This window comes from Saccharospirillum salsuginis, assembly GCF_014651855.1.
Classification (GTDB): Bacteria; Pseudomonadota; Gammaproteobacteria; order Pseudomonadales; family Natronospirillaceae; genus Saccharospirillum; species Saccharospirillum salsuginis.
The window spans coordinates 1-26,782 of the sequence record NZ_BMXR01000009.1 but is presented as its reverse complement, the minus strand read 5'-3'; the positions used below and the strand labels follow the sequence as shown (position 1 = coordinate 26,782).

The following is a 26,782-nucleotide window of genomic DNA, read 5'->3' as shown; positions in this document are numbered from 1 at the left end:
CATCGCAAAAGCATTTTGCTATTATTTTTCTAAAGAAACCCTAGATCTATCTCTTTCAAACAACTCAAAACTATTGACTGTAACACACCATCTTCAGCACAACAGTCGAATACCAACAGTGAACGTAGAATGTTTCCAACATTATTTTTCCTAGATGTTGACTCACTTCGTTTGAAGTAATCATTTAACCAGAATTGTTTGTCACCAATTAACTCGGCCAGAAACTGTTCAACGACAGATATACTCAACCGCTTTCCATTTAAAGGACCAAATATGGCCCTGGCCACTCGCTGGTCTTCATCATAAAGAAACACAGGCATTTCCGGTTGGGTCAGGAATTTACTGAAAGCACTTAACAGCTCAACCTTAACCTTATCATCAACTTTGCAGCTCATTAACAATTCATGGAGCAGGTCCCCTAAATGTGCGACACTATGCGCCCATCCTTTTTCATTGTTTACATAGCCTCTAAAATCTCTTTCTTGGTGCATATAATTTAGTACAAACTCGACAATTTCAGCTATTGAAAATGCATCCAAGAAGCAACTTCGATTGTCCTTATCCAATATGCAGGCAATGACAATCAAACCAAATGATCGTCCAAATACTGTATCTGACTCTAGGTCACCTATACCTCTCAAGCAAATTTCCACGCCCTTGGGAAGTAAGGAATTCTCTATGTCTTCTTCACTGACAGTAGCATTTTCGATAGATGAACAAATCTCATCTAGCAGGGCTTCTCTCTCATTTGAGTCCGGATTTTTAAGGTTGTAGATATCCATAAATATAGCTGAGTCGGAAATATTATTAATCAAGGTATGGAGATTTCCTGCCGCCCGATCTCCTGAGCAAAGCCACCTACTATAACCTTGGTTATATCCTGTTCATTCGTCTCGACTGTTGCTGTAATTCTTGATACACAGCCCATTGCTCTACCTTGCTCGAAAGTAAAATAATTAGATTGTGCGCCTTTAAGGTGCTTGGTCAGATAGCATGCTAATGCTCCACTAGCACTTCCCGTTGCTGACTCCTCTGGGATTCCAACCAAAGGGGCAAAATTTCGACAACTGGCTGTCAACTCTATGTCTTTCTCGCATAATTCAAATGCGTGGACACCAATCATATTATGCTTTTTACAGAAGTCACTCAGCAAACGTTCATTCACTTTGATTTTATCTAGATATCCACGTGGTACTGCAACAATAATATCAGCCAAACCTGTTGAGATAACCTCGATAGGTAACTGAGTCGACTCTAACACTGCAGAGTCTACTCCAATAAAATCTGAAACCGTCTCGTAACCAAGCACCCCAAGGTATTCTGGTAATTTCTGCTCCATTACAATGTGGCCACCAGACTCTACTTTTACAGCAAGTAAACCTGCTTTAGTCCTTTGAATATACTGACCTTCGATTAAAACTCCTTCTTTATACAATGTTGAAAATGCTGCTAAAGTTGCGTGGCCACAGAAATCAACTTCACCGGTTGTGGTATAAAAAGACAACTCAAAATCGGCTTCGTCATCTCGAGAAACAAACGCTGTCTCCGAATAACCAACAGCCTTGGCTATTTCCAGTTTCTCTTCGTTTGATAGATTATCTGCGTGCAACACTACGCCCGCTGGGTTTCCTCCTCTGCCATTCTCGGTAAAGGAACTAACCAAAAAAGCCTCAACTTTCTTCAATATCTATTTCTCCAAATCGTCCGCTGCACGGGCAAAGTTAAAATTTCCTCTCTTGAAGACGATATCCGAGAAATACAACTCGAGATCATCACTCTACGATGCATCCCAACGGACGAGCTTTATGTATTACGTATTCAACACACGAGAGTTTACGAGTCATAGTTTATGTTACGGACAAATAACTTGTTACCGATCAAATAGAAGCCCATTTACGACCAGGCCATTTTCGGAATCGGCAAGGTTCAGTGACCATAGAAGCTCCTCTTGGCTATCGCTATAACGGACTTTCCATACAACCAAGTGCTCGTCAACCTTATTTAGGTGACCTAAATAAATCACTTCGGTAGTTTTCCCTAGAGATTTTAGGTTTTGAACAGCTTCTTCAAAATCTTCTCTTGACAGCATATTTATAAGCTCAGGAAGTTGACCATATAAAAGGGATTGATCCGCTTGGTCATGAGCAATTAAAATATTCTCTATAATTGGCCTACAAAGGCTTTCTGCATTACCGGAATTAAGGCTTTTCATATAAGATCCCTAATTTAACTTCAACATCCGCACCACGCCCGTGAATCGAGACGCATTGCCTGAGTTTGCTAAGTAGCTGGACCAGGGCCGACCTTTGGATTGCTTATTATTCAAGAAATCGCACGCCTTTGCCGCGTTGTCTAGCGTATTCTATTTCTTCTTCGGTACTTTTTCCGATATAGCCACCGATATTGATAACAAGTATTTCATCAGACATATCAATTTTTCGTTTATGTAGAGCACCTAACATATTTTTTTCGTCGTTTGTAAGATCAGTATGCTCAAAACCACCAACGCTTAACACGATATTTCCTGTCATGGTTTCATTGAAATTGGCATCAATAAACGCCTGCTTGAATTTTGTGCTCCCACAAAGAGTAACTACCAATGGTTTCACTATACTTTCCTTACAGTTAACACCCAAGGCGAGGTAATTCCGCTGCTATTATTGTAATTCATATTCAAGTATCACACTATTCTGAGAGCCTGTACTCCTCTTAGCAGGATCATGAAATGTGTCCACTATTTTAAACCTGGCTTTTCGCATCATTCCTGCTGAAGCCAGGTTTTCTTCATGCCTTTCAATCAAGACAGCGCTCAATTTTTTACTTTTAGCTACTGCCAAACACTCTTCCAGTAATTTTGTTGCAATACCTTTGCCCGAGTACATTGAAGAAACAACAACATCGCCTACAAACTGGATGTCATTCAAAGAATAATACTTCTCAATGTAATTCGGGCTAAATATGCCGTCAATGAGAACCGCAAAACCTATAATATTTGAACCGTGTGTTGCTACGATGGCTTGCGCATTTCCACTGGCTACAAGTGAAAACTCCTCATTCACACCTTCGTGAGTTAAGTAGTTCCATTCGTTGGGACCGTATTCCCATAGAAGTTTTTTTAACGCGTCTATTTCTTCGATTTGCGCCTTTCGATACTCAATCACAGATTAACACTCCAATAAATACTGTGCCCCTCAACCGCAGCGCGAACGCAGTGATCGTCCATTGGCTTGAGTGTGCTAGGCACATGATCATTTCCCTGTTATCGCGCGCGCCGGTAGTGCATGGCGACCGCGCCGCAGCGGAGCGGCTTCGCCGAGATCAACTCGAGCCGCCGCGTACTGGGGAGCCCAGTCTCGTACAAAGTTGGGCCGTGGCCTGCGATTCTGGGGTGGACGAGTAGCTTGTATTCGTCGATAAGGTCCAGCCGGTCCAGTTCGGTTGCAAGCTTGCCACTACCGAGGAGCACACCGTCCGGTGTCGCGTCTTTAAGCTTCAGTACAGCCGTTCGCAGGTCGCCAACCAGGTGGTGGCTGTTAGTCCACGGAAAGTCCTTTCGCGTCGAGGATACAACGTATTTCGGTTTTGCCTCCAGCTTGACCGCCCATTCACGTATCGCCGGGGGTGCTTCCACTTCGCCGCGTGCGACCGCTGGCCAGTAGCTCTCCATCATTTCGTAGGTAACTCGGCCCCACAGCATGGCCCCGCCTTCTTCCATGAGGCGGGTAAAGAAGGCATGTGTCTCGTCGTCGGCAATTCCTTCCTGGTGATCGACACAGCCGTCCAGGGTAACGTTGATGCTAAAAGTTAAAAGTCCCATGGCATCCTCCGTTTTAGCTGCGTTTCGAGCCGCCCCCGTCTGACTCCTTTAGCACGATCACAAACCCGTTGACGCACTTCCTCATTATTAGTTCAGGTGGCGGCGTCTGTAAACGAACCATGCCCCCAGCAAGCCAAAGAAACTTCCTGTCCCTACAGCAAGATGTAACAAACTCCCGGGTGTGAAGGTGCCTGCATATACAAGGGCCGAAATACCACCAGATACAAAATAGGTGCAGCCCAGTGCCATAAAAGTAATAGCCCAACGGCCATATTTTGGCTCCTTTCTTAATACCTGGGCTCCAACTACAATGAACATAGCCAAGGCCGATGCAAGGATCACCAGCGTGAGATTCTGCGAAGCGTGAGTCAAGCCTGCCTCCGCTCCAGTTTGGTGGATTTCCCTACCGGAAAAGCCACCGAGGACCATAACCGAAAAGAATAGCCAGATCAGATATTTCATAGCACCTTAGCGAATGCCATAAGCAGCCGAGTGAAACGAGGCCCCACGTACGAAGTGTGCGAACTTTATGGCCTGGTTAGACACCATGCCTATCCGAGCTCCTCGGCGAGGCCGATGAGAGTACCATCGGGGCTTCGGATGTAGCAGAGCCGGTATATGTCTTCGTAATCGACGACTTCATCAACAAGGGTCGCACCGAGTTTACTGATCCGGGCGAGCGTGTCCTCAATGTCCTCGACGGTGAACATAACGCGCAGGTATCCCAATGAGTTCACAGGCGCTGTACGATGATCGGATGCGATGGTCGGGAAATGGAAGCGCGTGAATTCAAGACGGCTGTGACCGTCGGGGGTACTCATCATGGCAATCTCGACGCGCTGGTCGCGCACCCCAGTGACGCGACCGGCCCATTCGCCTTCGACGGGCACGCGGCCTTCGAGGGTAAGGCCTAGTTCGGTGTAGAATTCAATGGCGGCATTGAGGTCTTCCACCACAATGCCGACGTTGTCCATGCGCTTTATGGTCATGATGTCTCCTTGGGCACATAATGCCAAGCACACCAGTGCCACTTCAGCGGCGTCCAGTGTTGTGAATTGTTAAAGGTTTCCAGCGTCACGCAGGATTTCTTGTGCACTGCTGGAACAGGCTTCCATCAAACAAACAGCAAGTATTGAACCTTTATTTTCGATTACCTGATCAAGAAGGGTTTTCGCGGCCACAACATCTCCTTGTTCCAACTGACTTCGTACTTTTGTGTTAAGTAGGTGCTGCTGAGCCAGTTGGCCGTAAGCTTCGTCAAAATATATGTAATTTGTTCTGGCTAGTATGACGTTCGCGAATACCGAGACGGACAAGGCTACACAAAGTAGCCAGATAGTGTGGATTTTCTTCATGACACCTCGGTCACTGAATGTTTGTAGCTTTAACATTACCAAAAACGGCCGCTGAAGGCGCAGCCTTTTGCAGTCCAGCGCAGAATGCGCAAGTTTGAAGGCTTTGTTAGGCCCGCCATACATTGAGGCCACTCATGCCCATAAGCCAGTAAATAACCGCAACAGCCAAGACAACGTACATTGACCAACGTGACAAAGTCATAGCAAGGATTACCGAGCAACGTTTGGCAAGGTGATAAATGCACAGACCAAAGCAAAACGTCATCGTGAGCAGGCCGGAGAATAGCAAACCCGTTCCAAGACTTAGATTGATGTGGCCATCGTTGGAGCTGCCAGCAAACTTATACCACTGCCAAGCTGCGGCTGTGAGTCGTTCAATTACCGGAACAGGCAACATTAAAGCAGCCGCGAGAGTGGACAGAGAAGCAATGTTCAGTGCATGGACTGTGCGATTCTGAATCTTCTGGATATCAATTCCTAGCGTGGCAAACGTCTCGTATGCTTAACGTCGCCAACACGGACCGAGCGTAGCGAGGTCCCTCCCCAGCTTCGCTGGGGCGAAGTGCTTGGCATGGTTAGCGACACTGTTCAAAAAAAGTTGCGTCGGCGTCCGTTTATTAGTAAACCGCCAATAATGAATGTACCGACGCTAGACCCTATCACTAGCATCCAGAACAAAGCCCCGCCACCAATAACCGTGCCCACTGCCGGAACCCTCACGGCGATCTCCGAAAACATTGCGGCAATGAGCCCGACATAAGACCACAGCATGAGATCATAATGAACTCTTAGCCAATTTTTGTTCTTTCGAAACAATACTGGCGCCGCTACACCACCTGTAACAAACACAAGTGATCCAATTGCCATCCAATGAAACGGACCAAAAGAATATATCGATTGGGTGAAAAGTGCCGTAAGATTCATTATAACCATAGCACTGAAAAATATATAACCCATCAATCTATGATTCTTTGTTCCCTTTCGGGAAAGAACCACGAGCCCTCCAGTTGCTATCGCACCAATTGCGAATAACGTATGTACAAGTCCGATATTCGAGCTAAACACTGACCTCTCCTCGCCGCGCTAACGCCCAAAGCAGCGGTGCGACGCATCCGCTGCCTTTGTTAAACGAAGCCGCTAAAGCGGCCGAGTAGATCATGGTCTTAACTTTCCTCCCCCCTTCATACCGAAGGGCCAACGGAGGAGAACGATCATGAACCGCCAAGACCAGAACCGTTTCTATACCCTCTACCAACAGCACCTCGATACCCTCATCCTACAGGGCAAGAGCCCCAAAACCCAGCAGATGTACGGCTACTACCTGCAGCAGGCTGCCGAGTTTCTTGACTGCTGTCCAGACCACCTCACCGCCGCCCCGCCGATCTCAAGGCCTATTTCCTGCACTTGGTCGAGACCCGATCCTGGAGCACCGTCAAGGTCGCCCGCAACGCCATCCAGTTCTTCTATCGGTTCGTATTCGACCGCCCCTGGGACTGGATCCCCATCGTCAAGCCGCCGAAAGTCCAGCCACTGCAGGACGTTCTGTCGATGGAGGAACTGAACCTCATCATCAACCATACCCGTAAGCTCAGCTATCAGGTCTATTTCCTGACTACCTACAGCCTCGGTCTGCGTCTCAGCGAGACGCTGCACCTTCAGGTCGGCGACATCGACAGTCACCTGATGCGGGTCCACATCCGCCGCAGCAAGGGCAATAAGGACCGGTTCGTGCCGCTGCCGTTGTTGACGCTGAAAGCCCTGCGCCGTTACTGGGTGACGCATCGCCATTCGACCTTACTCTTTCCCGGCGGCAAGCCGCCGCACGAACGTGATGGTCAACCCCTGGTCATGGACAAGGGCGGCGTTCAGCGCGCCATCAAGCTGGTGGCGAAGGAATGCGGCATCCGTAAGAACGTCCACATCCACAACCTGCGCCACAGCTTTGCGACGCATCTATTGGAAAACGGCATCAACCTGCGCACCATCCAGGCCCTGCTCGGGCACGTCAGTCCGGTCACCACCGCCATCTATACCAAGATGACCGAGGAAGCCCAGCAGAACGGTGCCCTGATGATCAACGCCTTGATCGACCGCTTCGAGATCGACTGGGTGGCGCCATGATCCCCCTGGCCGAACTGGTCGAGCGTTACCGGCCTGAGTTGGAACGGCGGCATGGCTCTCAGTTAACCGCCGACCACCATGCCGCCATGAACGCCATTCGCACCTGTCACACCCCGGCCCGGGGTGTGCTGGATTACCGATGCGAGGCGTGCCGGGCGACCCGGATCGCTTACCCTTCGTGTGGGCACCGGGCCTGTCCCGCCTGTCAGCATAGCACCAACAACCAGTGGCTGGACCGACAACGCCGGAAGCTGTTGCCGGTGACCTACTATTTGGTGACCTTCACGTTGCCGGCCAAGCTGCGGGGCTTCGCCCGCACCCACCCCGAGTGGACCTATGCCACCCTGTTCAGGATGGCGACCGATACGCTGCAGACCTTCGGCCGGAACGATCCGGCCCTCGGTGATCGGCTGGGACTGACGGCCGTGCTGCACACCCACAGCCGCCGCCTGGATTACCATCCGCACCTGCATGTGATTATCCCCGGCGGCAGCCTGGATCGGTCCGGCCTGTGCTGGAAAGCAAAGGCCGGGAAGTACCTGTTCAACGGTCGGGCACTGGCCCAGGTCTTCCGGGCGAAATTCCTCGCCGCAATGAAGGAAGCCGGTTATTGGCTGCCCCGGGACCTGCCCAAAGCCTGGGTGGTTCAGTGCGAACGCGTCGGTCGGGGCGAGCCGGCTCTGACCTATTTGGCCCGCTACCTGTATCGGGGCGTGATCAGTGAGCGCAATATACTGAGCCTGAGCGATGACTGCATCACGTTCCGTTATCGGGACGGCCAGACTCGGCAGTGGCGAAAGCGTACACTTCATGCCGCCGATTTTCTCTGGCTGGTGCTGCAGCACGTGTTGCCGAAGGGCTTTCACCGGGTGCGCGACTATGGGTTGCTGCATGGCAATGCCCGTCGGCGGCGTCAACGTGTTCAATTATTACTGACGCCTTCGTTTTTTATGGCTCCATCACATGAACTGACCCGGTCGTGTCGATGCGCCTGTGGCGGAAGCTGGCGGTTGGTGCATCGCCACTTTCCGGATCACGCCACGCGTAGACGAACGGCACGGGCGTAGGGACGATCCACTAAAGGAATAAACTCACGCGTGGCAGAGGAGGCAAATCACCGCTATGGCACAACGATGTTAAAGAACGCTTCTCTGGAGGCCGGGCCTCGCTCGGCCTTGAGAAAGTACCGGTGTTGAGTTGTACCCGAACACACCGAATCCAGCCTTAATAAACTTCCTATAAATAAGTCACTCGGGCTTGTCCAACTACCGGATTAAGTCGCGGCTTCGCGCGACCTATCCTTATTAGTTAACCATTATGGCCGCGCTCTCTGCGCTGCTTGGCGAAATGATTTCCAAGAGGCTTTCTCGCCGACTCAACCTCTGACGCTGCCTCCCTGCTGGCCGGCGATTGGAACGAGTCGGTCACCACAGTCTTGGGGCCACTAAAAAAGTCGCATATTTCCACAACAACCCGCTCTGGATTCGATCTGAGCTCGTTCTTTAGCCTTCTAACCTCAAGCATCGCTAAGTGGTCAGGGGATGTAGCCAAATACCCATCCAAGGCTGACTCTAAATCATCAATCATTGCCTCAACCTTCACCGATCACTCCCTGGTTAACGCCCGCATTTGCGGATGGTTTGGAGCGCAGCGGAAAACCAGTCCGACAACATGCGCTTGTTATGATTTATTTTCATGCTCTGAAATCACCTTGTCAGCCAGGTACTTTCTTCCAGCATTTGTAATCTCATACCCTTCTTCATTTCCAAAGGTTTCTCCTGATTTATTGAGAAGCCCTTTCTTTTCCAGCTGTTCAAGAGTTTTAACAGCAAAATCTAGTGATACGTCATTGTCCCCGATGATATCACTCGGTATGTATTGATGATTGTCTTCCAATTTTGAAAAATACGTCAAAACTGTTTCTTGGTCATTTGATAACTCGACGTATTCAGCTGGGCGAATTGATTCAAATTTTGATATAACTTTGTACAGTCTTTCATTATCTCTGGACAGCTTACCTATTACGCTCTCTAATTCTTCTTTTTCATTATTGTTTTCAGAGATTATCTTTCTTATTTTTGCTTCCTTATCAATCAACTCTTTTCTGATAGCAATTGAGTTTTCGATAGATAATGGCTCCGATAGGGAAAGCTTGCTCTTAGACCTCAATTTATGCGAGGAGGTCCACTCCCATATATAGAACGGAATGTAGGAAACAATGGGATACAGCAGGCAAAACAACGCGCTGTACAATAGAGGGTAGAAAACATTGCGGTCAAAATTTCTGAAGTTGCTCTGGATATATGCCAACTTCTCCTCTATTGCCGAGTCTGACAAGAGAAAATAGAACACCGCTTCCCAGTTAAATATTAACCAGAAAACTACAATACTACCCAAAATCGGGCTACTTACTTTTTCATACAGCTGTGCCTTTAATGACGTACTTAGTTCTTTTAACATCAAGTATCCTGATCTACTTTGAGAGTATAACGCAGAACGAAGTGGCGGCCAATAGCCGTCCGCCTTCCGTGAATTGTTACAAGAATTACTAGTTACTACCAATCTCTTAATGTAGCGTTCTTGCTAATCAATTGAAACTCAGATCCTGAAAACTCATATTTCATTGTTACTGAGTAACTTTTTCTGCTTTCGCAAGTGCCAATAGAAAGATAATCATCTCCCTCTTCACATGCTATGTCGTAGTAGACCACATATATACCATCTGAGTATTCAGATCTATTTTTGTAGAGCCTATAGTGCACACCTTCTATTTCAACATTACTTTGGTAAGGCAATCTTATATCAGCCTTTCTATAGCCATGATCATCTTTTAATATCAGTGTGCTCCCATAGTTCCAAGAAGGGCTGCAGTTGTCTATATAGTTAACCAAATATAACTTTTCATCAGAAGTCTCACTTATTTCAAATACACCATCTTCACTTCCGCTTACTACATCGACGAATGACCCGCAATTAGTTTCACTATTATTCTGATTTAGAATTTGTGTAATCTCTGGGTATTTATCAAAGCTATAGGTTAAGCTCCCACCACTATCTGCAAAACAATCTACTGCACCAAATAAAGCAAGAACAACTGGGATATAGTATTTCATTATGTTTCCTTGTACGTGTAACGTCGCGCTCTGCGGCAAATTTGGAGCACAGCGTAAAATTTGTCCGACAGCAGCGCCTTGTTAGGGCCTTAATTGAATTTCGCAAGGTATCTTGAAAACACCCAACCAGATATTCGCACTTCAGAGTCCGGATCATTCCACTCAACTAGAGTCCAGCTCTTTTGTCGGTCAACTATTATTACGGCATAACCAAAGTATAACAATCCAATCGTTTTCGATTTTTGAGTAGCTGAGGATCTGACATTCAGCGTGTCAGCGGTCACATACCGGAAATCTTTTAACACAGAACCATCGGCTACGGATCTTCTCGCATTTGCCTCGATCTTTTTTGATAAGGATCGCTTATCTTCATTTAGGTGTGATTCAACGTAATTATTCACAACAGGATTGATAAAGGAAACTATCACAGCAACAATCAATGGGTATACAAACCACATCAAAAGCTTTTGAGTTAGAGGATCCTTTTGTGATCTTATTTCATTGATCAGGTTGTTTAATGATTCCTCTAATGTGCCCGAAGGCTCAAGTGAAGAATCGTGTATAACCTGATAAGAAAGATCTTGTAAATCCGAAACAGCCATCCGTTTCGAAGCTACGGAAATAAGCCCTTCCGCATCAAACGATAGATCGCCACCAATTTCAAATGCTACATTTCTCAGAAGCTCAAATGAGTCGATACCCGTAATAGAAGTTGAAAGTTCCTTTAGCGGATTCGGGATGCCCGCAATCGATGCACGAAACTCCTCCAGCGGATCAGCCAATGACGCCATTAATGCCCGATGTTCTTTGAGTGGATCAGCTAGAGACGCCATTAACTCGCGATGTTCCTTCAGTGGATCGGCTATAGTCGCTAACATCTCTCGATGTTCTTCTAGCGGATCGGCCAAGGACTTCATCAATTCGCGATGTTCCTGTAGCGGATCAGCTATGGAGGCCATCATCTCACGATGTTCCTTCAAAGGATCTGCAAGGGACTCTATCAGTTCGCGGTGCTCCTTTAGCGGATCAGAAAAGGACGCCATCAATTCGCGGTGTTCCTTCAAAGGATCTGCAAGGGACTCTATCAGTTCGCGGTGCTCCTTTAGCGGATCAGAAAAGGACGCCATCAATTCGCGGTGTTCCTTCAAAGGATCGGCTATGGAGGCCATCAGCTCGCGATGTTCCTTCAGCGGGTCTGATATCGCCCCTAACATTTCGCGAATATTCTTTAATGAATCGACTTTTTTCTTACTCATTTTTTCTCTTTTAAGAGCAGCTCTTGCCGAAAACGGAAGCCCTAACGCCACAGTTAAAGAGCCGAAAGAGCGTAGCTTTGAAGGTCCAAGTGAGCAAAGCGAACGATTTTGAACGCTTTGTTAGAAATCATTTATATACTCACTTTCCGATACGATGGAATCAATTACTTTAGTGGTTAGAAATGCTATAGCCATAGAATAAATCACTAACAGGCTGATGTCTTCGTTGTATTCCCATTCTTGGTAAGGCTCCATGTGATCCAAGTCGCAGTCCTCCACCAGTACTTCCAGTTCAGCCAATACCTTTTGGTATTTGCGTTGTAGTTTGGGGTTGGCCTCTAGAGGGAGTGCGCTGTGTTCAATTTTATTTTTTTCTTTTCTCAGCGATGAAAGTGTTTGCTCCAGGATCGGCCTTGTTTTTTTGAATTCCATTCGATACTGATCAATCCAGCCATTAGCTAACCATGCCGAACGCCATGAGTTGTGCCAAGCCTCGGAGGGGACTCGCTTTATTAGTTGGTAACACACCCACTTAAAAGCTTTTGATTTGGTTATTGCCTTATCTGCAGGAGGCGTCCCAAACGCACCTTCAAAATCACCGTACGTTCCGTCGGCTACTTTTAACAGGAGCCTATATTCGGCTTCATCTAGTCGTCCAGCTCCATCTCTTATGATGGAGAACATCGATTGCATTGCGCGCTGATACCATTGGCCTCGTGATGCACCATGGTCGACTAACATTTCGCTTCCATTTGTTAGAACGTGTCGCAATGGTCTGGGATCTAAGCCACCTTCGGATCGATTATCTTCTGATTCTATTTCTCTAGCCCATTTTTCCCACACGTTGTAGGAGATTGTTGATAAGTCTTTTGTTGATCGTCTAACTTCCTCGATTGCATTTGAAAGTTCTATGGCGGTCGAATTGTGATGTATTGCTAATAGGCTTTTCTCAGAAAGAGTGTTGGCTTTTCGGCTGGTATTCAACGCGACAATTGCAGCAACTGCGGCTGCAACAGCCGCGATTGCTGACATCGCCGAAGGGATAAAATCGAGCCACTCAATATTATTCATATGCCGCCTTAAAGGTGTCGAAAGCCGCATCGCGTTTATGTGTATGATGGTAATAATCACTTTAACGCTCGCAATAAGCGGCGCGAGGAACGAGCGTCCGGCGACCGCAGGGAGCGAACTTGATTGCTTGGTTATGCATTTTCTTCCACGATGCGCTCAACCAGCGGGCACGCCGACCTGCAAAGCTCAACATCTCGCCTTCTAGACGGTGATTTCTGACCATGCTCAAGGTTGCACCTGACTTGGTAGATAATCATAAAAATCTCCTGAAGTTTTCCTACGGGTGCGCGTCCATCCTGAAATTCTTCAATGTTACGGGCAGTATCTCGACCGTTGCCGCGCATGTCGATCACAGGCTCAGCCGTGAGGTAATCTAGCTCACCCTCATGCTCTTCTAGTAGGTGCTCGGCCATCGCCTCATCAACGCTGTCTTTAAGGTAACGCCGAATCTTATCTCGTTCATTTTTCCCGTTTACCGGGAAGTACAAATGATTGAAGGCGCGCCAAGCATTTGAGAATCCATCAATAGGATCTTCAGCCTCGCGTGATCGTTGCAACCATTCTCGTGCTTTCATCGCTTACCCATATGCATAACGTTTGGAGCAGTTGCGCGGGCTTTTCCGCGTCGACTGCCTGTATTTGTTAAGGTGCGAGTTTAAAAGGCTCCACCTTTGTACCTTGGTGAAAAATCACTTTCCACTCACCATCAAACATTTGCCATAGACTACTTCGAAGAGAATATGTACCTTCGTCAGTATCACTTCCTTTTATAAAAACTCTGAAGACCAGCTGGCAGATCTCTTCGCTATGCTGAGTAAACTCGAAGTCTTGTACTATGGCGCTCCATGTCTGTTCAGTAGGCAAACGTTCTAAGATATTCTCTAAACCGAAATATGCACCCGAAGCACCAATTTCTTTAAAGTTTGGCGCGATCCTTTTTCTTAGCTCAGCTTCAGAATGCCTTACATCGAAAGTAAGAAGCGACTTTTCCAGTTCAATTATTTGATTCTCAGTACTCATAAACACCTTAACAGTTTATTCATCGTCGCCTGCGCCCCTTATTCCGGCACATCACCGCTGTGACGATACCACACTGATCTGACCGAGCCCAGCAACCACGGTACTTACAGGCCATCACGGGACGTCCCTAAACCGGATATCAAACCCACAAAACCGTCTCACCCGACGCATATTCCGGGAATCAGCGTCTTCGGAGACACATATTCCGGACTCTTCCCGGGATATGCGTCGCGTTACATGTTGAGCTTTCCACATCCATCAACACTCAGCGAACCGCGTTGAATGCATGGTCTTTCTGTTTAGAAAGTTTTTACAACAGGATGTCGGCCAACTCACCTTCAATAAGGCACAAATGCCACGAAAACTGCCGACCGTGCTGTCTCGTGACGAAGCCCAACGCATTATCGGTCACCTGTCCGGTTTACACCGCCTTATCACTCAGCTTATGTATTGCAGCGGCCTTCGAATCATGGAAGGTGTGCGTTTGTGGGTTAAAGATCTGGGCTTTTCTAATCAGGGGCGGATGTGGCAACTAGGTTGCCTTGACTGAGACTGAGAGAAAAAAAGACTTGGCTTGACCCTCTCCCCTAACCCCTCTCCCAAGGGGAGAGGGGAATAAAATCGGTGGCGATAATCCCTCCCGAGGTGTCGGTTCGTCCGAGGGAGGGGGGAACAATTCCGGTGTGCTGAAATTCTGGAATAGGCACGCTACCGCCCGGTCGGTTATATGACACGCCAAGTAGGGTCGGTTTTTTTGTGGTGTGTGTATGTTTACCTTGGTTTTGGGGTTTGTTCAAGGGTTGTGTTTGGGGTTGTGTCGTTTGTGTCCGGGTTTGGGGATGGTTTGGTGGTTTGTTTAGATGGTGGGCGGCCGAGACGTCGGACCGACCCACCCCACGGTGATTCGATCCCGTTCCCCGTGGTCTTTTTGGGTGGTTACCGATTGGTAGCCGTGTTGGGTGAGGATGGTGGTTACGGCTTTGGCTTGGGTCCAGCCGTGTTCCAGGTAGAGGGCGCCGCCCGGTTTTAGGACGCGTTTGCCCTGCTCGGCTATGGTTTTGATGTCGGCCAGGCCCTGGTCCGGGGCGATTAGGGCGGTTTTGGGTTCGAATCGTACGTCGCCCTGGGTCAGGTGGGGGTCTGTGGCGTCTATGTAGGGTGGGTTGCTGACGAGGATGTCGACGCTGTGGTCGTCGAGCGGGTCGCACCAGTTGCCTTGGAGGACTTCGATGGGCAGGCCCAGGCGGTCGGCATTGTAGTGGGCGAGTTCGCAGGCCTCGGGGATGCGGTCGATGGCGGTGATGTGCCAGTCGGGGCGTTCACTGGCGAGGGCCAGGGCGATGGCGCCGGTGCCGGTGCCGAGGTCGACGAGGCGTCTGGGGCTGATATCGAACTGTTCCAGCACGGCTTCGACCAGGCATTCGGTGTCCGGCCGGGGGATCAGGGTGCTGGGGTTGACGGCGATGGGCAGGCTCCAGAATTCCCGCTCGCCGACCAAGTGTGCGACGGGTTCACCAGCCTGGCGGCGTTGTACCAGGGTGTCGAAGCGGGTCCAGTCATCGTCGGTGATCGGTTTGTCGGGCCAGGTGAACAGCCAGGTTCGGGTCTGGCCGAGTACGTGGCCGAGCAGTACGTCGGCGTCGAGCCGGTCCAGGCCGTGTTGGCGGGCGTGGGCTTGGGCGGTCTTGACGGTAGGCATGGTGGTGGGCTCGGCCTCAGGGCTGAGCCATGTCCGCCAGCAGTTGGGTCTGGTGTTCCTGAATCAGCACGTTCACCACATGGTCCAGGGCGCCCTGCATCACTTCGTCCAGTTTGTAGAGCGTGAGGTTGATGCGGTGGTCGGTTACACGCCCCTGGGGAAAGTTGTAGGTGCGGATGCGTTCGCTGCGGTCGCCGCTGCCAACCAGGTTGCGTCGGGTGCTGGCCTGTTCCTGGGCGGCGGCGCTTTCCTGGGCGTCTTTCAGTTTGGCGGCGAGCAGGCTCATGGCCCGGGCCTTGTTCTTGTGCTGGGAGCGTTCGTCCTGGCATTCGACGACAATGCCGGTCGGCAGGTGGGTCAGTCGCACGGCGGAGTCGGTGCGGTTGACGTGCTGGCCGCCGGCGCCGGAGGCGCGGTAGGTGTCGACGCGCAGGTCGTTCTTGTCGATCTCGACTTCTTCCAGTTCGTCGGCTTCGGGCATCACGGCCACGGTGCAGGCCGAGGTGTGGATACGGCCCTGGCTTTCGGTCTCGGGCACGCGTTGCACGCGGTGCGCGCCGGACTCGAACTTGAGGTGCGAATACACCCGGTCGCCGGAGACGCGGGTAATCAGCTCTTTATAGCCGCCGTGCTCGCCTTCGCTGGCGGAGAGGATCTCGATGCGCCAGCCCATTTTCTCGGCGTAGCGGCCGTACATACGGTATAGGTCCCCGGCGAACAGGGCGGCTTCGTCGCCGCCGGTGCCGGCACGGATCTCGAGGAAGACGTTGCGGCCGTCGTTCGGGTCTTTCGGCAACAGCAGGATCTGCAGTTCCTGGTCGAGCATGTCGAGGCGGGCTTCGCCTTCACGCTGTTCTTCCTGGCCGAGTTCGCGCATCTCGGGGTCGGCGTCGTCGAGCATGGCCCGGGCGGCTTCAATGTTGCTCTCGCAGGTTTTGTAGGCTTCGAAGCAGGCTACCACGTCTTCCAGCTCGGCGTATTCCTGGGAATACTGGCGGAATTGGGTCTGGTTGTTGATGACGTCGGGCTGAGAGAGCAGCAGGGCCAGTTCTTCGTAACGGTCGGCCAGTTCAGCCAGTTTTTGACGTATGGAGTCTTTCATACACCCTTCAGGAGTTGTCCAAATCGAATAGTCGGGAGGCCCAGCGGGAGACCTCGGCTTCGCCCTCGCCATGGGCCTTGCGCAGGGCCACCGTGGGGGAATGCAGCAGTTTGTTGGTGAGCCCGCGGGCGAGTTGTTCGAGCACCTGTTCCGGGTCGCCGCCCTGGGCGAGCGCGCGCCTGGCTTTTTCGAGTTCGAGGTTTTTCAGGTCCTCGCCCTTGGTGCGCAGTTGGCGAATCATGTCGGCGGCCTGGCGTTCTTTCAAGCTCAATGTGAAGGCATCGGCCGATTTCGCGATGATGTCGCGCGCTTCCTCGGCCGCTTTCTGGCGGCTGCGGACATTGGCTTCGATGACGGTTTTAAGGTCGTCGACGGTATAGAGGTAGACGTCCGAAAGGTCGCCCACTTCGGCTTCGATGTCGCGCGGTACGGCGATGTCGACCATGAAGATGGGCTTGTGCCGGCGCTTTTTCAGGGCCCGCTCGACCACGCCCTTGCCGATGATGGGCAGTTGGCTGGCGGTGGAGGTGATGACGATGTCGGCGTTCGGCATTTCGTCCGGGATGTCGCTCAGCAGTATGGCCTTGGCGCCGAATTCGGAGGCCAGTTCCTGGGCGCGGGTGAGGGTCCGGTTGGCGACGGTGATGTCTTTGACGCCTTTGTCGATCAAGTGCCGGGCGACCAGGTCGATGGTCTCGCCGGCGCCGACCAGCAGGGCTTTGCATTTGTCGAGCCGGTCGAAGATGCGGGTGCTCAGGTTGACGGCGGCGAAGGCGACGCTGACGGCGTTTTCGCCGATGGCGGTGCGGGTGCGGACTTCCTTGGCGATGCGGAAGCTGTGCTGGAACAGGTGGTTCAGTTCGCGACCGACGGAGTCGTATTCCTGGGCGACGGCGAAGGCGGATTTGAGCTGGCCGAGGATCTGGGGTTCGCCGAGCACCATGGAGTCGAGCCCGGCGGCGACACGGCCGAGGTGTTCGACGGCGGTTTTGTCGCTGTGGATGTAGATGGCCTGGCGCAGATGGTCGGCTTCGACGTTGTGGTGGGCGGCGAGCCATTGGATCAGGGCTTCGGTGCTTTTGTCGGCTTCGTGCACGGCGCAGTAGATTTCGCTGCGGTTGCAGGTACTCATGATGACGGTTTCGTCGATACCGGGAATCGACAACACGGAGGCGAGGGATTCGGACATGGTCTCTGGGGCGAAGCTGACCTTTTCCCGAATCTCGACCGAGGCGGTGTTGTGATTGATACCGATGGCCAACAATGACATCTGCGGCGGGGCCTGTTCTCTGCGTCTGAAAGGCGCGTAGTCTACCGATTTTCACTCATCTAGGCGACAGTGGCTTTGGTCCGCACCAAGGAACGGGCCAGGCTCTTCCGGGGACCGCTGTGAACCCATCCATGGGCGCTTAACTTAGCCCCGGGCTGGCGCACCAGTCCATGGCTCAGATGTCCCCTCCAGAGCCTGCCCCGCCCCTTGGTGCTTACTATCGTGCCACCTCACAACCAAACATCCCCCGACGGAGTAACCCGAGCATCCGTGGCTCGAAACAGTGCTCTGGGGTCTTTCGCTCCGTTTCTTTACATGCTTTTACTCATCTCCGAATGAGGTTCGAAAAAAGCGTAAAGCCCCAATTTGCCTATACTCGGGGCGTGCTAATGCTCTCCCATTCTCGCGTGGGCGCTCTGTGACGGGCACCGCTGAAGGGACACGACCTGGGGCATCTGGCACACTAGGTGGGTGTTCAAGCCCGGGCGTTGTCGGTCCGGGTGGTGAGTTTCCACGTATTGTTTTTCGTTGGTTTAAGGATGTCGGTTTTCCGGATGAATGTGATGCCTATGATGATTCCGTTTCAATGGTTGAAAACTCCTGTGTCTGTGTTGGTGCTCAGTTTGAGTCTGGCGGGGTGCAGTGCGATGCCGCAAGAGCAGGCGGAGCAGTCCGATCCGGTGGGGGCGGAGCCGTCCGGGGCGGTGGATGAGTCCCGGGCGGCGGCGGAGCCTGAGTTTGAGCGGGAGCCGTTGACGGGGCAGATTATGTATCAGTTGCTATTGGCGGAGATCGCGACGAACCGGCAGGAGTACGGGACGGCGGCGGAGTTGTACAGTCGACTGGATCAGACGACGGAGGATGCGGAGATTGCCCGGCGGGCGGCGGCGCTGAATCAGGTGGTCGGGAATTACGAGCGGATGCTTTCGCATGCGGAGCATTGGACGTCGCTGTCGCCGGAGTCGACGGAGGCGTGGCAGGCGCTGGCCATTGCGAGCCTGGCCGAGGGTCGGTTCGAGTCCGGTGAGGCGGCGCTGAATCGCTGGCTGACGCTCGATCCGCAGGCGGATGTGGAAGCGGCGCTGATCGGTTCGGAAGGTCTGGATGAGACGGAACAGGGTCGGTTGCTGACGATGCTGAACCGGTTGGCGGAGCAACACCCCCAAAACAGTGGCCTGCCGTTCGCGAGTGCGCAGTTGTTGGCGAGTCGGCAGCAGTACGATGAAGCGTTGACGAAGGTTCGGGAAGCCCGGGCGCTTCGGGACAGCCCGCGTCGGGGATTGCTGGAATACCGCATTCTGTTGCAGCAGGACGATTTGGGTGAAGCGCGGACGGCGCTGGAAGACCTGGCGGCGAAGTACCCGCAAAACAGTCAGGTGGCGACGGCCTATGCCGGGTTTGCCTACGCCGAGGGCGATGAGGACAAGACGGCCGTATTGGAGTCGCTGTTCAACCGGTTCCCGAACGAGCCGGTGATTGTGCGCGCTTTCGCTCGGGAGTCGTTCGATAACGGGGATTTCGACACGGCGGAGGCCCTGTTCAAGCGACTGACGTCGACCACTGACTATGCCGATGAGGCGCATTATTTTCTGGGGCGCATCAATAAAGATAACGCCCGTGAGGAGCAAGCGGCCGAGCAGTTCCTGAGCATTGAGGAGCCCCCATTTCTGATCTCCGGTCTGGCCGAGCTGAGCGAGTTGTGGCGCGACGAGCGGATGGACGATCTGACGGCGCTGCTGGAACGGACCCGGGGCCGGTTCCCGGAGCAGGCTCCGGTGTTGTGGCGCATCGAGGCGGATGCGTATCGCAACCGGGAAGAATACGAGCAAGCCTTCGATGCGTTGCAAGAGGGCCTGAACACCTTCCCGGACAACCCCGATCTGTTGTATGACCAGGCCATGGTGGCGGGCCGTCTCAAGCGCTATCAGGTGCTGGAAGACAATCTGACCCGGGCGCTGGAAATGGACCCGGACGATGCGTCGTCGTTGAACGCCCTCGGGTACACCTGGGCGGATCTGGACCGCAACCTGCAGCAAGCCCGGGAATACATCGACCGGGCCCTGGACATCCGCCCGGACGACCCGGCGATTATGGATTCAAAAGGCTGGGTGGAGTACCGACTGGGTAATCTGGAGACGGCGGAAGAGTGGCTGCGCAAGGCGCTGGCGGAGTTCGATAACGACGAAGTCGCGGCTCATCTGGCCGAGGTGCTGTGGCAGCAGGGCGAGCGCGAGGAGGCCCGCAAGTGGCTGCGCCATGCGTTCGATTTGAATCCGCAAAGCCCGACGGCCACGTCCGTTCAGGATCGATTGGGTATTGAACTGTGATGCGTGTTCTCGTCAGTCTGTTAATCGTGGCGACTCTGGCCGGTTGCGCGAACTTTGGTCCCCAGCCGGACGGCAGTGAACTGACCGAGCATTGGTCCTTCACCGGCAAGATGGCGGTGCGCAACACCAACGAGGCCAGCAGTTTCAATGTGGAATGGCAGCAGATGGCCCAGGCGTTCGAGATTGAGCTCAGCGGGCCCTTAGGCCAGGGTGCAGCGCAGATCAAGGGCCAGCCCGGCTTTGTCACCATGCAACGCGGCAATGACGTCTGGCAGGCGGGGTCGTTGAGCGAACTGGCCGATCAGGTGGCGGACCTCCAATTACCGCTGGATCATCTGCAATATTGGGTGCGGGCCAAGCCCTTCCCCGGCAGCCGGGCGGAGTTGCTGCGGGCCGAGGACAGCGGCCAGGTGACGACGATTCGGCAATCCGGCTGGGAGGTGACCTACCCGTCCTACTACGGCGAAGGTGCCACCGCCCTGCCCCGGCGGATCGATTTCGAACGGGACGACCGCAGTGGCAGACTGGTTATCCGCAACTGGATGACCGAGAGCTAAGGAACCTGTAGGAGCGCAGGCCCCTGCGCGACCGGGGTGTTGGCACACACTGGGTCAATTCGGCCTTGTCGCGCAGGGGACTGCGCTCCTACAGTTTATCTCGCGCAGGGGACTGCGCTCCCACAGTTTTTATCGCGCAGAGGCCTGCGCTCCTACAGGGTTTAGGCCTGCGCTCCTACAGGGGGTCTTCGCCGCGTTTCATGCGGACGGCGTTGGCGTATTGCCGCAGTAAGTAGGGTTTGAGTTCATCCCGGGCGGCGGCGACGCGTTTCGCCAGTTGCTCGGCGTTTTCGGTCGCCGGTTTGATCGGCTCGCCCATCAACTCGGCATAGGCCCATTCGTTGGACTCATACACCCGATACAGCTGATGCACCTGTTCGTCGATGGCGGCAGCCACGTCGTCGTCCTTTTCGAAATCCCCGTGCAGAACCTCTCCGAACGCCAGATGCACCCGCCCTTTCCAACCGGTCATTCCGCGTGCGATGGACTGGACGTCTTCGTGGGCGCGCTTCTTGTAGCCGCCTTTGTGTTCCTGGGCGTAGAGTTCGCGCGCCTTGGAGAGCTCCAGCGGGTCCACTTCGTAGCTGATGGTGACGGGAACGATGCGCAACTCGTTGATGTAGCTGGCAAAGCTGCGGTCCTTGGGTTTGCTCAGGCTGAACATGCCGATGACCGCCGGTTTGGTCTTGTCGTAACCGTCTTTGGCGCGGCCTTCGCGCTGGGCGATCCAGACGTTGGCGTTGTCTTCGGTGATGCAGTGATGGATATAGCGGGAGAGTTTTTGGGCTTCTTTGAACCGCTCTTTCATGCCCTTGACCGAGCGCTTGACGATGAAGCTCTTGTTCAGCCGCATCAGGTCGGAAACGAAGGGTTTGCTCAGCAAATTGTCGCCGATGGCGATGCGGACGGTCTGGAAGCCGGCGTGATAGAGCGCCCAGTTGACCATGGCCGGGTCCATGACGATGTCCCGGTGGTTGGAGACGAACAGATAGGCGGTATTCGGGTCCAGCTTGTCGAGGCCGGAGACCGTCAGGTCCTGCACGCTTTTATCGAGAATCCGCTTCAAATAGCCGCGCAGCCGGGGTTGGAAGCCATCGACGGTGCGCACGCCCCGGAACTGCCAACCGAGGTAGGCACGAATCAGGGGGTGCAGCAGCCAGGGCGCCTTGCGGTTCAAACCCGGTGACACCCAGGCACCCAGGGAACGGTGCATGTCCTTGTCGGCCAGCACGCGTTTGAGAACGCTGGGCACTTCATGATCCTGAAAGGGGCGAATGTCGTCGAATTCTGTCGTCATACCGGCTCGGTTAGAGTGGAAAGCGCGCCACTCTACCCGATTTTCGACCGAAAATCAGGCTCTCGGTTGAGTCGCGCGGTCGCCGAGCACCAATTTACGCGCCCGGCAGTCGATGTCGATCAAGGCGCCCTGGGGCAGTACCCACATCGGGTCGGTGTGGCCGAAATCGAGGTGCGTGATCACCGGGATATCGAGCCCGACTTCGTCGCGCACCACCTTGAGAATCGCCTCGTCGTAATCCCCGAAACGCTCCGGCCGGCACCCGCCGGGCCGCCCGAAAAGCAGGCCATTGAGCTTCTGCAACAGGCCCATCGCGGCCAGGCAGCGAAGGAAATAGCTAACGTTGGCCGGTGGCGGTGCGTCCTCGGAGGTTTCCAGAAACAGGATCGCGCCTTGCCAGTGTTCCCGCGCCGGCCAGAATTCGGTGCCGCGCAGAAAATCGAGCACGTCCAGGCAACCGCCCAGCAAGCGCCCATTAACGTGGCCCTCGCCCTGCAGCCAGCGCCACTCGGTCGGGGTCTCCCGGGGTCGGGTACGGCCGTTGTCGACCGGTTCTTCCCAGGGCACCACCTCGGTCACCCAGGGGCCGTTGTTTTGCGGCAGGCACCAGTTGGCGCGGGGTTCGAACAGGGTCTGGCGCACACAGGCTTCGGTAAACGGCAGAATACCACCGCGTTCACCGAAACCGGCCATGATGGACGGCCCGTAATAGCTGCGCACACCGGCTTTCAGACAGGCCATGTGCGTGATGGTGCTGTCGGAATAGCCCATGAAGACTTTGGGATTGGTGTGGATGACATCGAGGTGGAGATAAGGCAACAACCGAATGGAGTCGTCCCCGCCGATGGTCGAGAAAATGCCGTGGATGCTGGAATCCTCGAACGCCATCATCAAGTCTTCGGCCCGCGCCTCAGGGTTGCGCCACACCCATTCAGCCGGTTTGCGGCTGTTGGGCATATCGACCACCTCCACCCCGAACGCGGCCTCGAGTTGACGCTTGCCGAGTTCGTATTGTTCCGGGTAAGAGCCGGGGCCACCCCAGGACAGACTGACCGCCGCGATCCGATCGCCAGCCTGCAAAGCCTGCGGGGTGAGCAGGTTTTTCATAAGAACTCCTTGTTGTCAGAATGCTGGCTTCCATACGGAGGCGCTGTTTCCAGCATAGTACGCCAAAATCGGATTAAAACGGTAGGGCAGAAGAGCGAAGCGATATCTGCCGTTTGAGTGAGGCCATGGAGTGCCTTACTGCCACCAACGGCAGATATCGGCTACGCCCCGAGATGTCGGACCACTTCTGCCCTACGGAATGACAAAACGACCGAGTCATCAACTGAAGAACCGCTTGATCTCCCCGATGCGCGCTTCCTGCTCTTTCCCGAATCCGGTCACGTTGACCTTCTCCGCCAGTTCGCTCTGCAACAACTCCGCCCGCTCGACCTCGTCGGCACGCACCCAGGCATTGGCCAGCGCGACCACCTCGCGCAGGGAGACCTCGGAACTGTTGTCGCAGGCCAGGTTATGGTGGTCGGACACGGTGTTCATCAGATCCGGCGCGAATTGCCAGTACATCATCAGCATGTTGCCGACCTGGAGATGCAATTCCTTGAGCTCGGCCATGAAAGCGGGATCGAGCAAGAAGGCATCGGGCTCGTTCTTGGCGAACTGAATCAACGGCAGGTAGCCGATGTCGTGCAACATCCCGGCGAGCAGCGCCCGATTCTTGCTTTGCCGGCCACCGATTTCGGCCATGGTGTAGGCCACGGCGGCGACTTCGGCGCAGTGCGTACGCACGCGGGCAATGAGTTGGCCGTAGGCGGCCTTGGGTGGGGCCATCAATTGCATGAGGGCGAAGTTGGTGACCAGGGTCTTGGTGTGGTCGAGCCCCATGCGGCTGATGGCTTGTTGCAGGCTGCCGGTGTTTTGTCGGAAGCCGAACATGGAGCTGTTGGCGACTTTTAATATGCGGGCGGTCAGGGCCGGGTCTTTGGCGACTTCCCGGGCGACGTCCAGGGCGGAGGCGTCGAGACGTTCGGCGACGTCCCGGGCCCGCATGGCCGCTTCGGGAAAGGCGGGCAGAACCAGTCGATTCTGGTTCAAGGCGTCCAACAAACGTTCCATAAACGACGTATTCACAATGTACTCCAATTTCAACGAAACCCGCGCAGGGGGCCGGGCATTACCCGACACCCGGCGCGGGTTCCAGCCACCAAAAAAACAACCACAGTATCGGGAGTATAGACCGAAACTATGGGGTATTGCCTTGAAATGACGGGCGGGATAGCCACACTAGCGGGGAAGACGTTGAGAATCGGTATCAATGAGCGCCCGCGACGATATTCTGACCCTGTTGAAACAATCCACCCCCATCACCGCCGCCGAGGTTGGCCAGGCCACTGGCCTGACCAGCATGGGCGCGCGCGGGCATCTGGAACGCCTGGAACGGGATGGTCTGGTGCACTGGCACGAGGAAGTGGCCGGTCGCGGTCGTCCGCGTCGGTTGTGGCAGTTGACGGAATCGGGCCATGAGCGTTTTCCGGATCGGCACGATAACCTGACCGTCGAGCTGCTGAACCACATCCGCACGCTTTTCGGTGATGAGGGACTGGATCGACTGATCAACGAGCGGGAGAAAGCCCAGCGTGAACGGTACAGGCAGAGCCTGGCCGAGGCCGAAAGCGACGACGACAAGGTCCGGCGGCTGGCCTCGGAGCGCTCGCGCGAGGGCTATATGGCCGAGGTGATCGCGACCGATGGCGGTTGGGAACTGATCGAGCATCACTGCCCGATTTGCGCGGCGGCGGAGAGCTGTCAGAATTTCTGCCGCTCGGAGCTGGCGGTGTTCCGCGATGCCATGGGGCCGGATTATGTCGTTGAACGCGAGGAGCATCTGTTGCAGGATGGACAGCGATGCCGCTACCGCATTCGCCATCGGGAATCTGAATGACCACCTACCGTTTTTTCGCCTATCTCGGCCGTCTGCGCTGGATCAAGCGCTGGGGCCTGAAACGCAACGTCATTGAGGAAAACGTCATGGAACACAGCTGGCAGGTGGCGACCATCGCCCACGCGCTGGCGGTGATCCAGGTGAAGCACTTCAACGGCACCTGTTCTCCGGAGCAGGTGGCGACGGCGGCGCTGTACCATGATTGCAGCGAGATCATCACCGGAGACCTGCCCTCCCCCATCAAGTATCACTCCGGCACCATCACCCAAGCCTACAAGGCGATCGAGGACGAGGCCGAGCAGGAAATGCTGGCGCAATTGCCGGATACGATGAAAGACGCCTTTCGGCCGTATTTACTGCATCGGGAATCAGACCCGGAAGTGGCGAATCTGGTGAAGGCGGCGGACTTGATCAGCGCCTATCTGAAATGCCAGAGCGAGATACACGCCGGCAACAGGGAATTCACGACGGCGGAGCGGGACATCGAACGGTCGATCCGTCAGTTGAAGCGACCGGAGGTGGAGTATTTCATGGCGACCTTTGTCGAATCCTACCAGCTGACGCTGGATGAATTGCTCACCCAGCACGACCGAACCCAACCGTAGGAGCGCAGGCCCCTGCGCGACCATAACCCGTAGGGCAGAAGAGCCCGAAGGGCGTTATCTGCCATGTCCTTGCCACAAGTTGTCCAACTGGCACCACGGTGGGCTTCGCCCACTTGGCAGATTTCGCCTAAGGCTCTTCTGCCCTACGTTATGAGTCGCGTTCGGGTCGCGCAGGGGCCTGGGCTCCTACCGGGCGAGCCCAATCCCCTTCAAAATAATGTGGCACAGGGTGTCTTCCGCCTTTTTAAAGTCCTCATCCCCCAGCTCGGGTTTATCCAGCGCCCATTGAACCTGGGTGCCGAAGTCGGCGTAGTGCTGGGTGCCGCCCCAAATCAGGAACAGCAAATGCACGGGGTCGACCGGGTCCATCTTACCGGCGTCGATCCAGGCCTGAATGACCCGGGCGCGATCGCCCACCCAGTTGTGCAGCTCCTGCGCCAGGAATTTCTTCAGATGCGGCGCGCCCTGGATGATCTCGATGGCGAAGATCTTGGACGCCAGCGGATGGCTGCGTGAGTAGCGAATCTTGGAGCGGATGTAGGTGTTGAGGGTCTCGAAGGGGTCGTCGTCGGCGGTGGTGTCGTTGAAGGACTGGTTCCACATGTCGAGGATGTCCGAGAGCACCGCGCCATACAGGCCGACTTTGTTCTGGAAGTAATACAGTATGTTGGATTTCGGCAAACCCGCGCGCTCGGCGATGGCGTTGAGCGAGGTGCCCTTGAAACCATGCTGGGCGAATTCGATTTCGGCGGCCTCAAGGATGACGGCTTCGTTCTGCTGGCGAATTCGTCCGGCTTTTTCCTTGGTCTGGAATGCCTCTTTGAGTCGTTTTTGGGCCTGGTCGACCATGGTCATATCCTACGCATCGAATGATTCAGGGGGCCGAAATCTAACTGGTTGATTCGGCACTGTTTTTTAAGCTTATGGTGGATAAACGTCCTTTGCAACAGATGGACAATAGCAAAGTTGACCGATAGATCAATTATCAAGCGGTTGTTTTACAGGAGCAGGCATGATGCATTTTGTCGACCGTGTGGTTTCGTAGGGTGGGCACGGCCCACCAATAGTTTGACCGCAACGACCGACAATGGGCACGGGTTAGTAGGTTGGATCGGTCGAATTATTGGTGGGCCGTGAGGCTGTGAGAGTATTTTTTTGCCGGCATCACATTGGTTTTAGGCTCGTTCATGCTGGTTAGAATGCCCTCCGGCACCCGCAATTGGTATTT

Annotated in this window: 30 protein-coding genes; 7 read left to right on the top strand and 23 right to left on the bottom strand. The window is 53.9% G+C overall.

Annotation, left to right across the window (positions count from 1 at the left end; all coding sequences use genetic code 11):
* Positions 1–29 precede the first annotated feature (29 nt).
* From IE111_RS17070 to IE111_RS17025, 10 genes are all read right to left on the bottom strand, one after another.
* A complete protein-coding gene (locus IE111_RS17070; RefSeq protein WP_189610995.1) occupies positions 30–815 on the bottom strand; it encodes a DUF2785 domain-containing protein in 786 nt (261 codons plus the stop codon).
* Positions 812–1,684, bottom strand: a complete 873-nt coding sequence (locus IE111_RS17065) for a PhzF family phenazine biosynthesis protein (protein ID WP_189610993.1) — start codon at positions 1,682–1,684, stop codon at positions 812–814. Before IE111_RS17065 ends, IE111_RS17070 begins: the two co-directional genes overlap by 4 nt.
* Positions 1,685–1,870: 186 nt before the next feature.
* On the bottom strand, positions 1,871–2,212 hold the full coding sequence (locus IE111_RS17060) for a hypothetical protein (RefSeq protein ID WP_189610991.1): 342 nt from the start codon (positions 2,210–2,212) through the stop codon (positions 1,871–1,873).
* Positions 2,213–2,318: 106 nt separating this feature from the next.
* Positions 2,319–2,609, bottom strand: coding sequence for a hypothetical protein (locus IE111_RS17055; RefSeq protein WP_229805410.1), 291 nt, complete (start codon positions 2,607–2,609; stop codon positions 2,319–2,321).
* Between the two features lie 48 nt (positions 2,610–2,657).
* Positions 2,658–3,161, bottom strand: coding sequence for a GNAT family N-acetyltransferase (locus IE111_RS17050; protein WP_189610989.1), 504 nt, complete (start codon positions 3,159–3,161; stop codon positions 2,658–2,660).
* A 98-nt stretch (positions 3,162–3,259) separates the two neighbouring features.
* Positions 3,260–3,817, bottom strand: a complete 558-nt coding sequence (locus tag IE111_RS17045) for a dihydrofolate reductase family protein (RefSeq protein ID WP_189610987.1) — start codon at positions 3,815–3,817, stop codon at positions 3,260–3,262.
* Between the two features lie 87 nt (positions 3,818–3,904).
* Entirely contained in the window at positions 3,905–4,279 is a 375-nt protein-coding gene (locus IE111_RS17040) for a hypothetical protein (protein WP_189610985.1), read from the bottom strand.
* Between the two features lie 89 nt (positions 4,280–4,368).
* Entirely contained in the window at positions 4,369–4,806 is a 438-nt protein-coding gene (locus IE111_RS17035; protein WP_189610983.1) for a VOC family protein, read from the bottom strand.
* A gap of 69 nt (positions 4,807–4,875) precedes the next feature.
* Complete coding sequence (locus IE111_RS17030) at positions 4,876–5,172, bottom strand: hypothetical protein (protein WP_189610981.1); 297 nt, start codon at positions 5,170–5,172, stop codon at positions 4,876–4,878.
* A 588-nt stretch (positions 5,173–5,760) separates the two neighbouring features.
* Complete coding sequence (locus tag IE111_RS17025) at positions 5,761–6,237, bottom strand: DUF2306 domain-containing protein (protein ID WP_189610980.1); 477 nt, start codon at positions 6,235–6,237, stop codon at positions 5,761–5,763.
* Between the two features lie 282 nt (positions 6,238–6,519).
* Between IE111_RS17025 and IE111_RS17020 the strand changes: the two genes are divergently transcribed.
* Positions 6,520–7,293, top strand: coding sequence for a tyrosine-type recombinase/integrase (locus tag IE111_RS17020; protein ID WP_308427555.1), 774 nt, complete (start codon positions 6,520–6,522; stop codon positions 7,291–7,293).
* Positions 7,290–8,360 carry an IS91 family transposase gene (locus IE111_RS17015; protein WP_189610978.1) on the top strand — a complete coding sequence of 357 codons (1,071 nt, stop codon included), beginning with the start codon at positions 7,290–7,292 and terminating at the stop codon, positions 8,358–8,360. Before IE111_RS17020 ends, IE111_RS17015 begins: the two co-directional genes overlap by 4 nt.
* A 613-nt stretch (positions 8,361–8,973) precedes the next feature.
* Here IE111_RS17015 and IE111_RS17010 read toward each other — a convergent pair.
* From IE111_RS17010 to IE111_RS16985, 6 genes are all read right to left on the bottom strand, one after another.
* Positions 8,974–9,753 carry a hypothetical protein gene (locus IE111_RS17010; RefSeq protein ID WP_189610976.1) on the bottom strand — a complete coding sequence of 260 codons (780 nt, stop codon included), beginning with the start codon at positions 9,751–9,753 and terminating at the stop codon, positions 8,974–8,976.
* A 95-nt stretch (positions 9,754–9,848) separates the two neighbouring features.
* On the bottom strand, positions 9,849–10,406 hold the full coding sequence (locus tag IE111_RS17005; RefSeq protein ID WP_189610974.1) for a hypothetical protein: 558 nt from the start codon (positions 10,404–10,406) through the stop codon (positions 9,849–9,851).
* A gap of 89 nt (positions 10,407–10,495) precedes the next feature.
* Positions 10,496–11,662: an SH3 domain-containing protein gene (locus IE111_RS17000; RefSeq protein WP_189610972.1), complete on the bottom strand. Its 1,167-nt coding sequence runs from the start codon at positions 11,660–11,662 to the stop codon at positions 10,496–10,498.
* Between the two features lie 120 nt (positions 11,663–11,782).
* Positions 11,783–12,733: a hypothetical protein gene (locus tag IE111_RS16995; protein WP_189610970.1), complete on the bottom strand. Its 951-nt coding sequence runs from the start codon at positions 12,731–12,733 to the stop codon at positions 11,783–11,785.
* A gap of 131 nt (positions 12,734–12,864) precedes the next feature.
* Positions 12,865–13,308, bottom strand: coding sequence for a hypothetical protein (locus tag IE111_RS16990; protein ID WP_189610968.1), 444 nt, complete (start codon positions 13,306–13,308; stop codon positions 12,865–12,867).
* A 67-nt stretch (positions 13,309–13,375) separates the two neighbouring features.
* Positions 13,376–13,753 carry a nuclear transport factor 2 family protein gene (locus IE111_RS16985; RefSeq protein WP_189610966.1) on the bottom strand — a complete coding sequence of 126 codons (378 nt, stop codon included), beginning with the start codon at positions 13,751–13,753 and terminating at the stop codon, positions 13,376–13,378.
* Between the two features lie 286 nt (positions 13,754–14,039).
* On the opposite strand from IE111_RS16985, the gene IE111_RS16980 reads away from it, so the two are divergent.
* Positions 14,040–14,303, top strand: a complete 264-nt coding sequence (locus IE111_RS16980) for a site-specific integrase (protein WP_189610964.1) — start codon at positions 14,040–14,042, stop codon at positions 14,301–14,303.
* A 306-nt stretch (positions 14,304–14,609) separates the two neighbouring features.
* Here the strand turns inward: IE111_RS16980 and prmC are convergent, their stop codons facing one another.
* Genes prmC through hemA form a run of 3 tightly spaced genes read right to left on the bottom strand, consistent with a single transcriptional unit; the run spans position 14,610 to position 17,824 of the window.
* Positions 14,610–15,452 carry a peptide chain release factor N(5)-glutamine methyltransferase gene (gene prmC / locus IE111_RS16975; RefSeq protein WP_189610962.1) on the bottom strand — a complete coding sequence of 281 codons (843 nt, stop codon included), beginning with the start codon at positions 15,450–15,452 and terminating at the stop codon, positions 14,610–14,612.
* A gap of 16 nt (positions 15,453–15,468) precedes the next feature.
* Entirely contained in the window at positions 15,469–16,554 is a 1,086-nt protein-coding gene (gene prfA, locus IE111_RS16970) for a peptide chain release factor 1 (RefSeq protein WP_189610960.1), read from the bottom strand.
* Positions 16,555–16,561: 7 nt separating this feature from the next.
* The gene (hemA, locus tag IE111_RS16965) at positions 16,562–17,824 is read right to left on the bottom strand and encodes a glutamyl-tRNA reductase (protein WP_189610957.1); all 1,263 of its coding nucleotides are present in this window, start codon (positions 17,822–17,824) and stop codon (positions 16,562–16,564) included.
* A gap of 563 nt (positions 17,825–18,387) precedes the next feature.
* Here hemA and IE111_RS16960 point away from each other — a divergent pair.
* Both IE111_RS16960 and lolB read left to right on the top strand, forming a co-directional pair.
* On the top strand, positions 18,388–20,151 hold the full coding sequence (locus tag IE111_RS16960; protein ID WP_189610955.1) for a tetratricopeptide repeat protein: 1,764 nt from the start codon (positions 18,388–18,390) through the stop codon (positions 20,149–20,151).
* Entirely contained in the window at positions 20,151–20,708 is a 558-nt protein-coding gene (gene lolB / locus IE111_RS16955) for a lipoprotein insertase outer membrane protein LolB (protein WP_189610954.1), read from the top strand. The genes IE111_RS16960 and lolB overlap by 1 nt, the downstream gene beginning before the upstream one ends.
* Positions 20,709–20,883: 175 nt before the next feature.
* Here the strand turns inward: lolB and IE111_RS16950 are convergent, their stop codons facing one another.
* From IE111_RS16950 to IE111_RS16940, 3 genes are all read right to left on the bottom strand, one after another.
* On the bottom strand, positions 20,884–22,005 hold the full coding sequence (locus IE111_RS16950; RefSeq protein ID WP_189610952.1) for a 1-acyl-sn-glycerol-3-phosphate acyltransferase: 1,122 nt from the start codon (positions 22,003–22,005) through the stop codon (positions 20,884–20,886).
* A 54-nt stretch (positions 22,006–22,059) separates the two neighbouring features.
* Positions 22,060–23,112, bottom strand: coding sequence for a S66 family peptidase (locus tag IE111_RS16945; RefSeq protein WP_189610950.1), 1,053 nt, complete (start codon positions 23,110–23,112; stop codon positions 22,060–22,062).
* A gap of 219 nt (positions 23,113–23,331) precedes the next feature.
* Positions 23,332–24,138 carry an HDOD domain-containing protein gene (locus IE111_RS16940; RefSeq protein WP_189610948.1) on the bottom strand — a complete coding sequence of 269 codons (807 nt, stop codon included), beginning with the start codon at positions 24,136–24,138 and terminating at the stop codon, positions 23,332–23,334.
* 184 nt (positions 24,139–24,322) lie between these two features.
* Here IE111_RS16940 and IE111_RS16935 point away from each other — a divergent pair, with 184 nt between their 5' ends.
* Together IE111_RS16935 and yfbR are read left to right on the top strand one after the other, a co-directional pair.
* Positions 24,323–24,949, top strand: coding sequence for a helix-turn-helix transcriptional regulator (locus IE111_RS16935; RefSeq protein ID WP_189610946.1), 627 nt, complete (start codon positions 24,323–24,325; stop codon positions 24,947–24,949).
* On the top strand, positions 24,946–25,554 hold the full coding sequence (yfbR, locus tag IE111_RS16930) for a 5'-deoxynucleotidase (protein WP_189610944.1): 609 nt from the start codon (positions 24,946–24,948) through the stop codon (positions 25,552–25,554). Before IE111_RS16935 ends, yfbR begins: the two co-directional genes overlap by 4 nt.
* 186 nt (positions 25,555–25,740) lie before the next feature.
* Here the strand turns inward: yfbR and IE111_RS16925 are convergent, their stop codons facing one another.
* A complete protein-coding gene (locus IE111_RS16925) occupies positions 25,741–26,403 on the bottom strand; it encodes a TetR/AcrR family transcriptional regulator (RefSeq protein ID WP_189610942.1) in 663 nt (220 codons plus the stop codon).
* Positions 26,404–26,782: the final 379 nt, after the last annotated feature.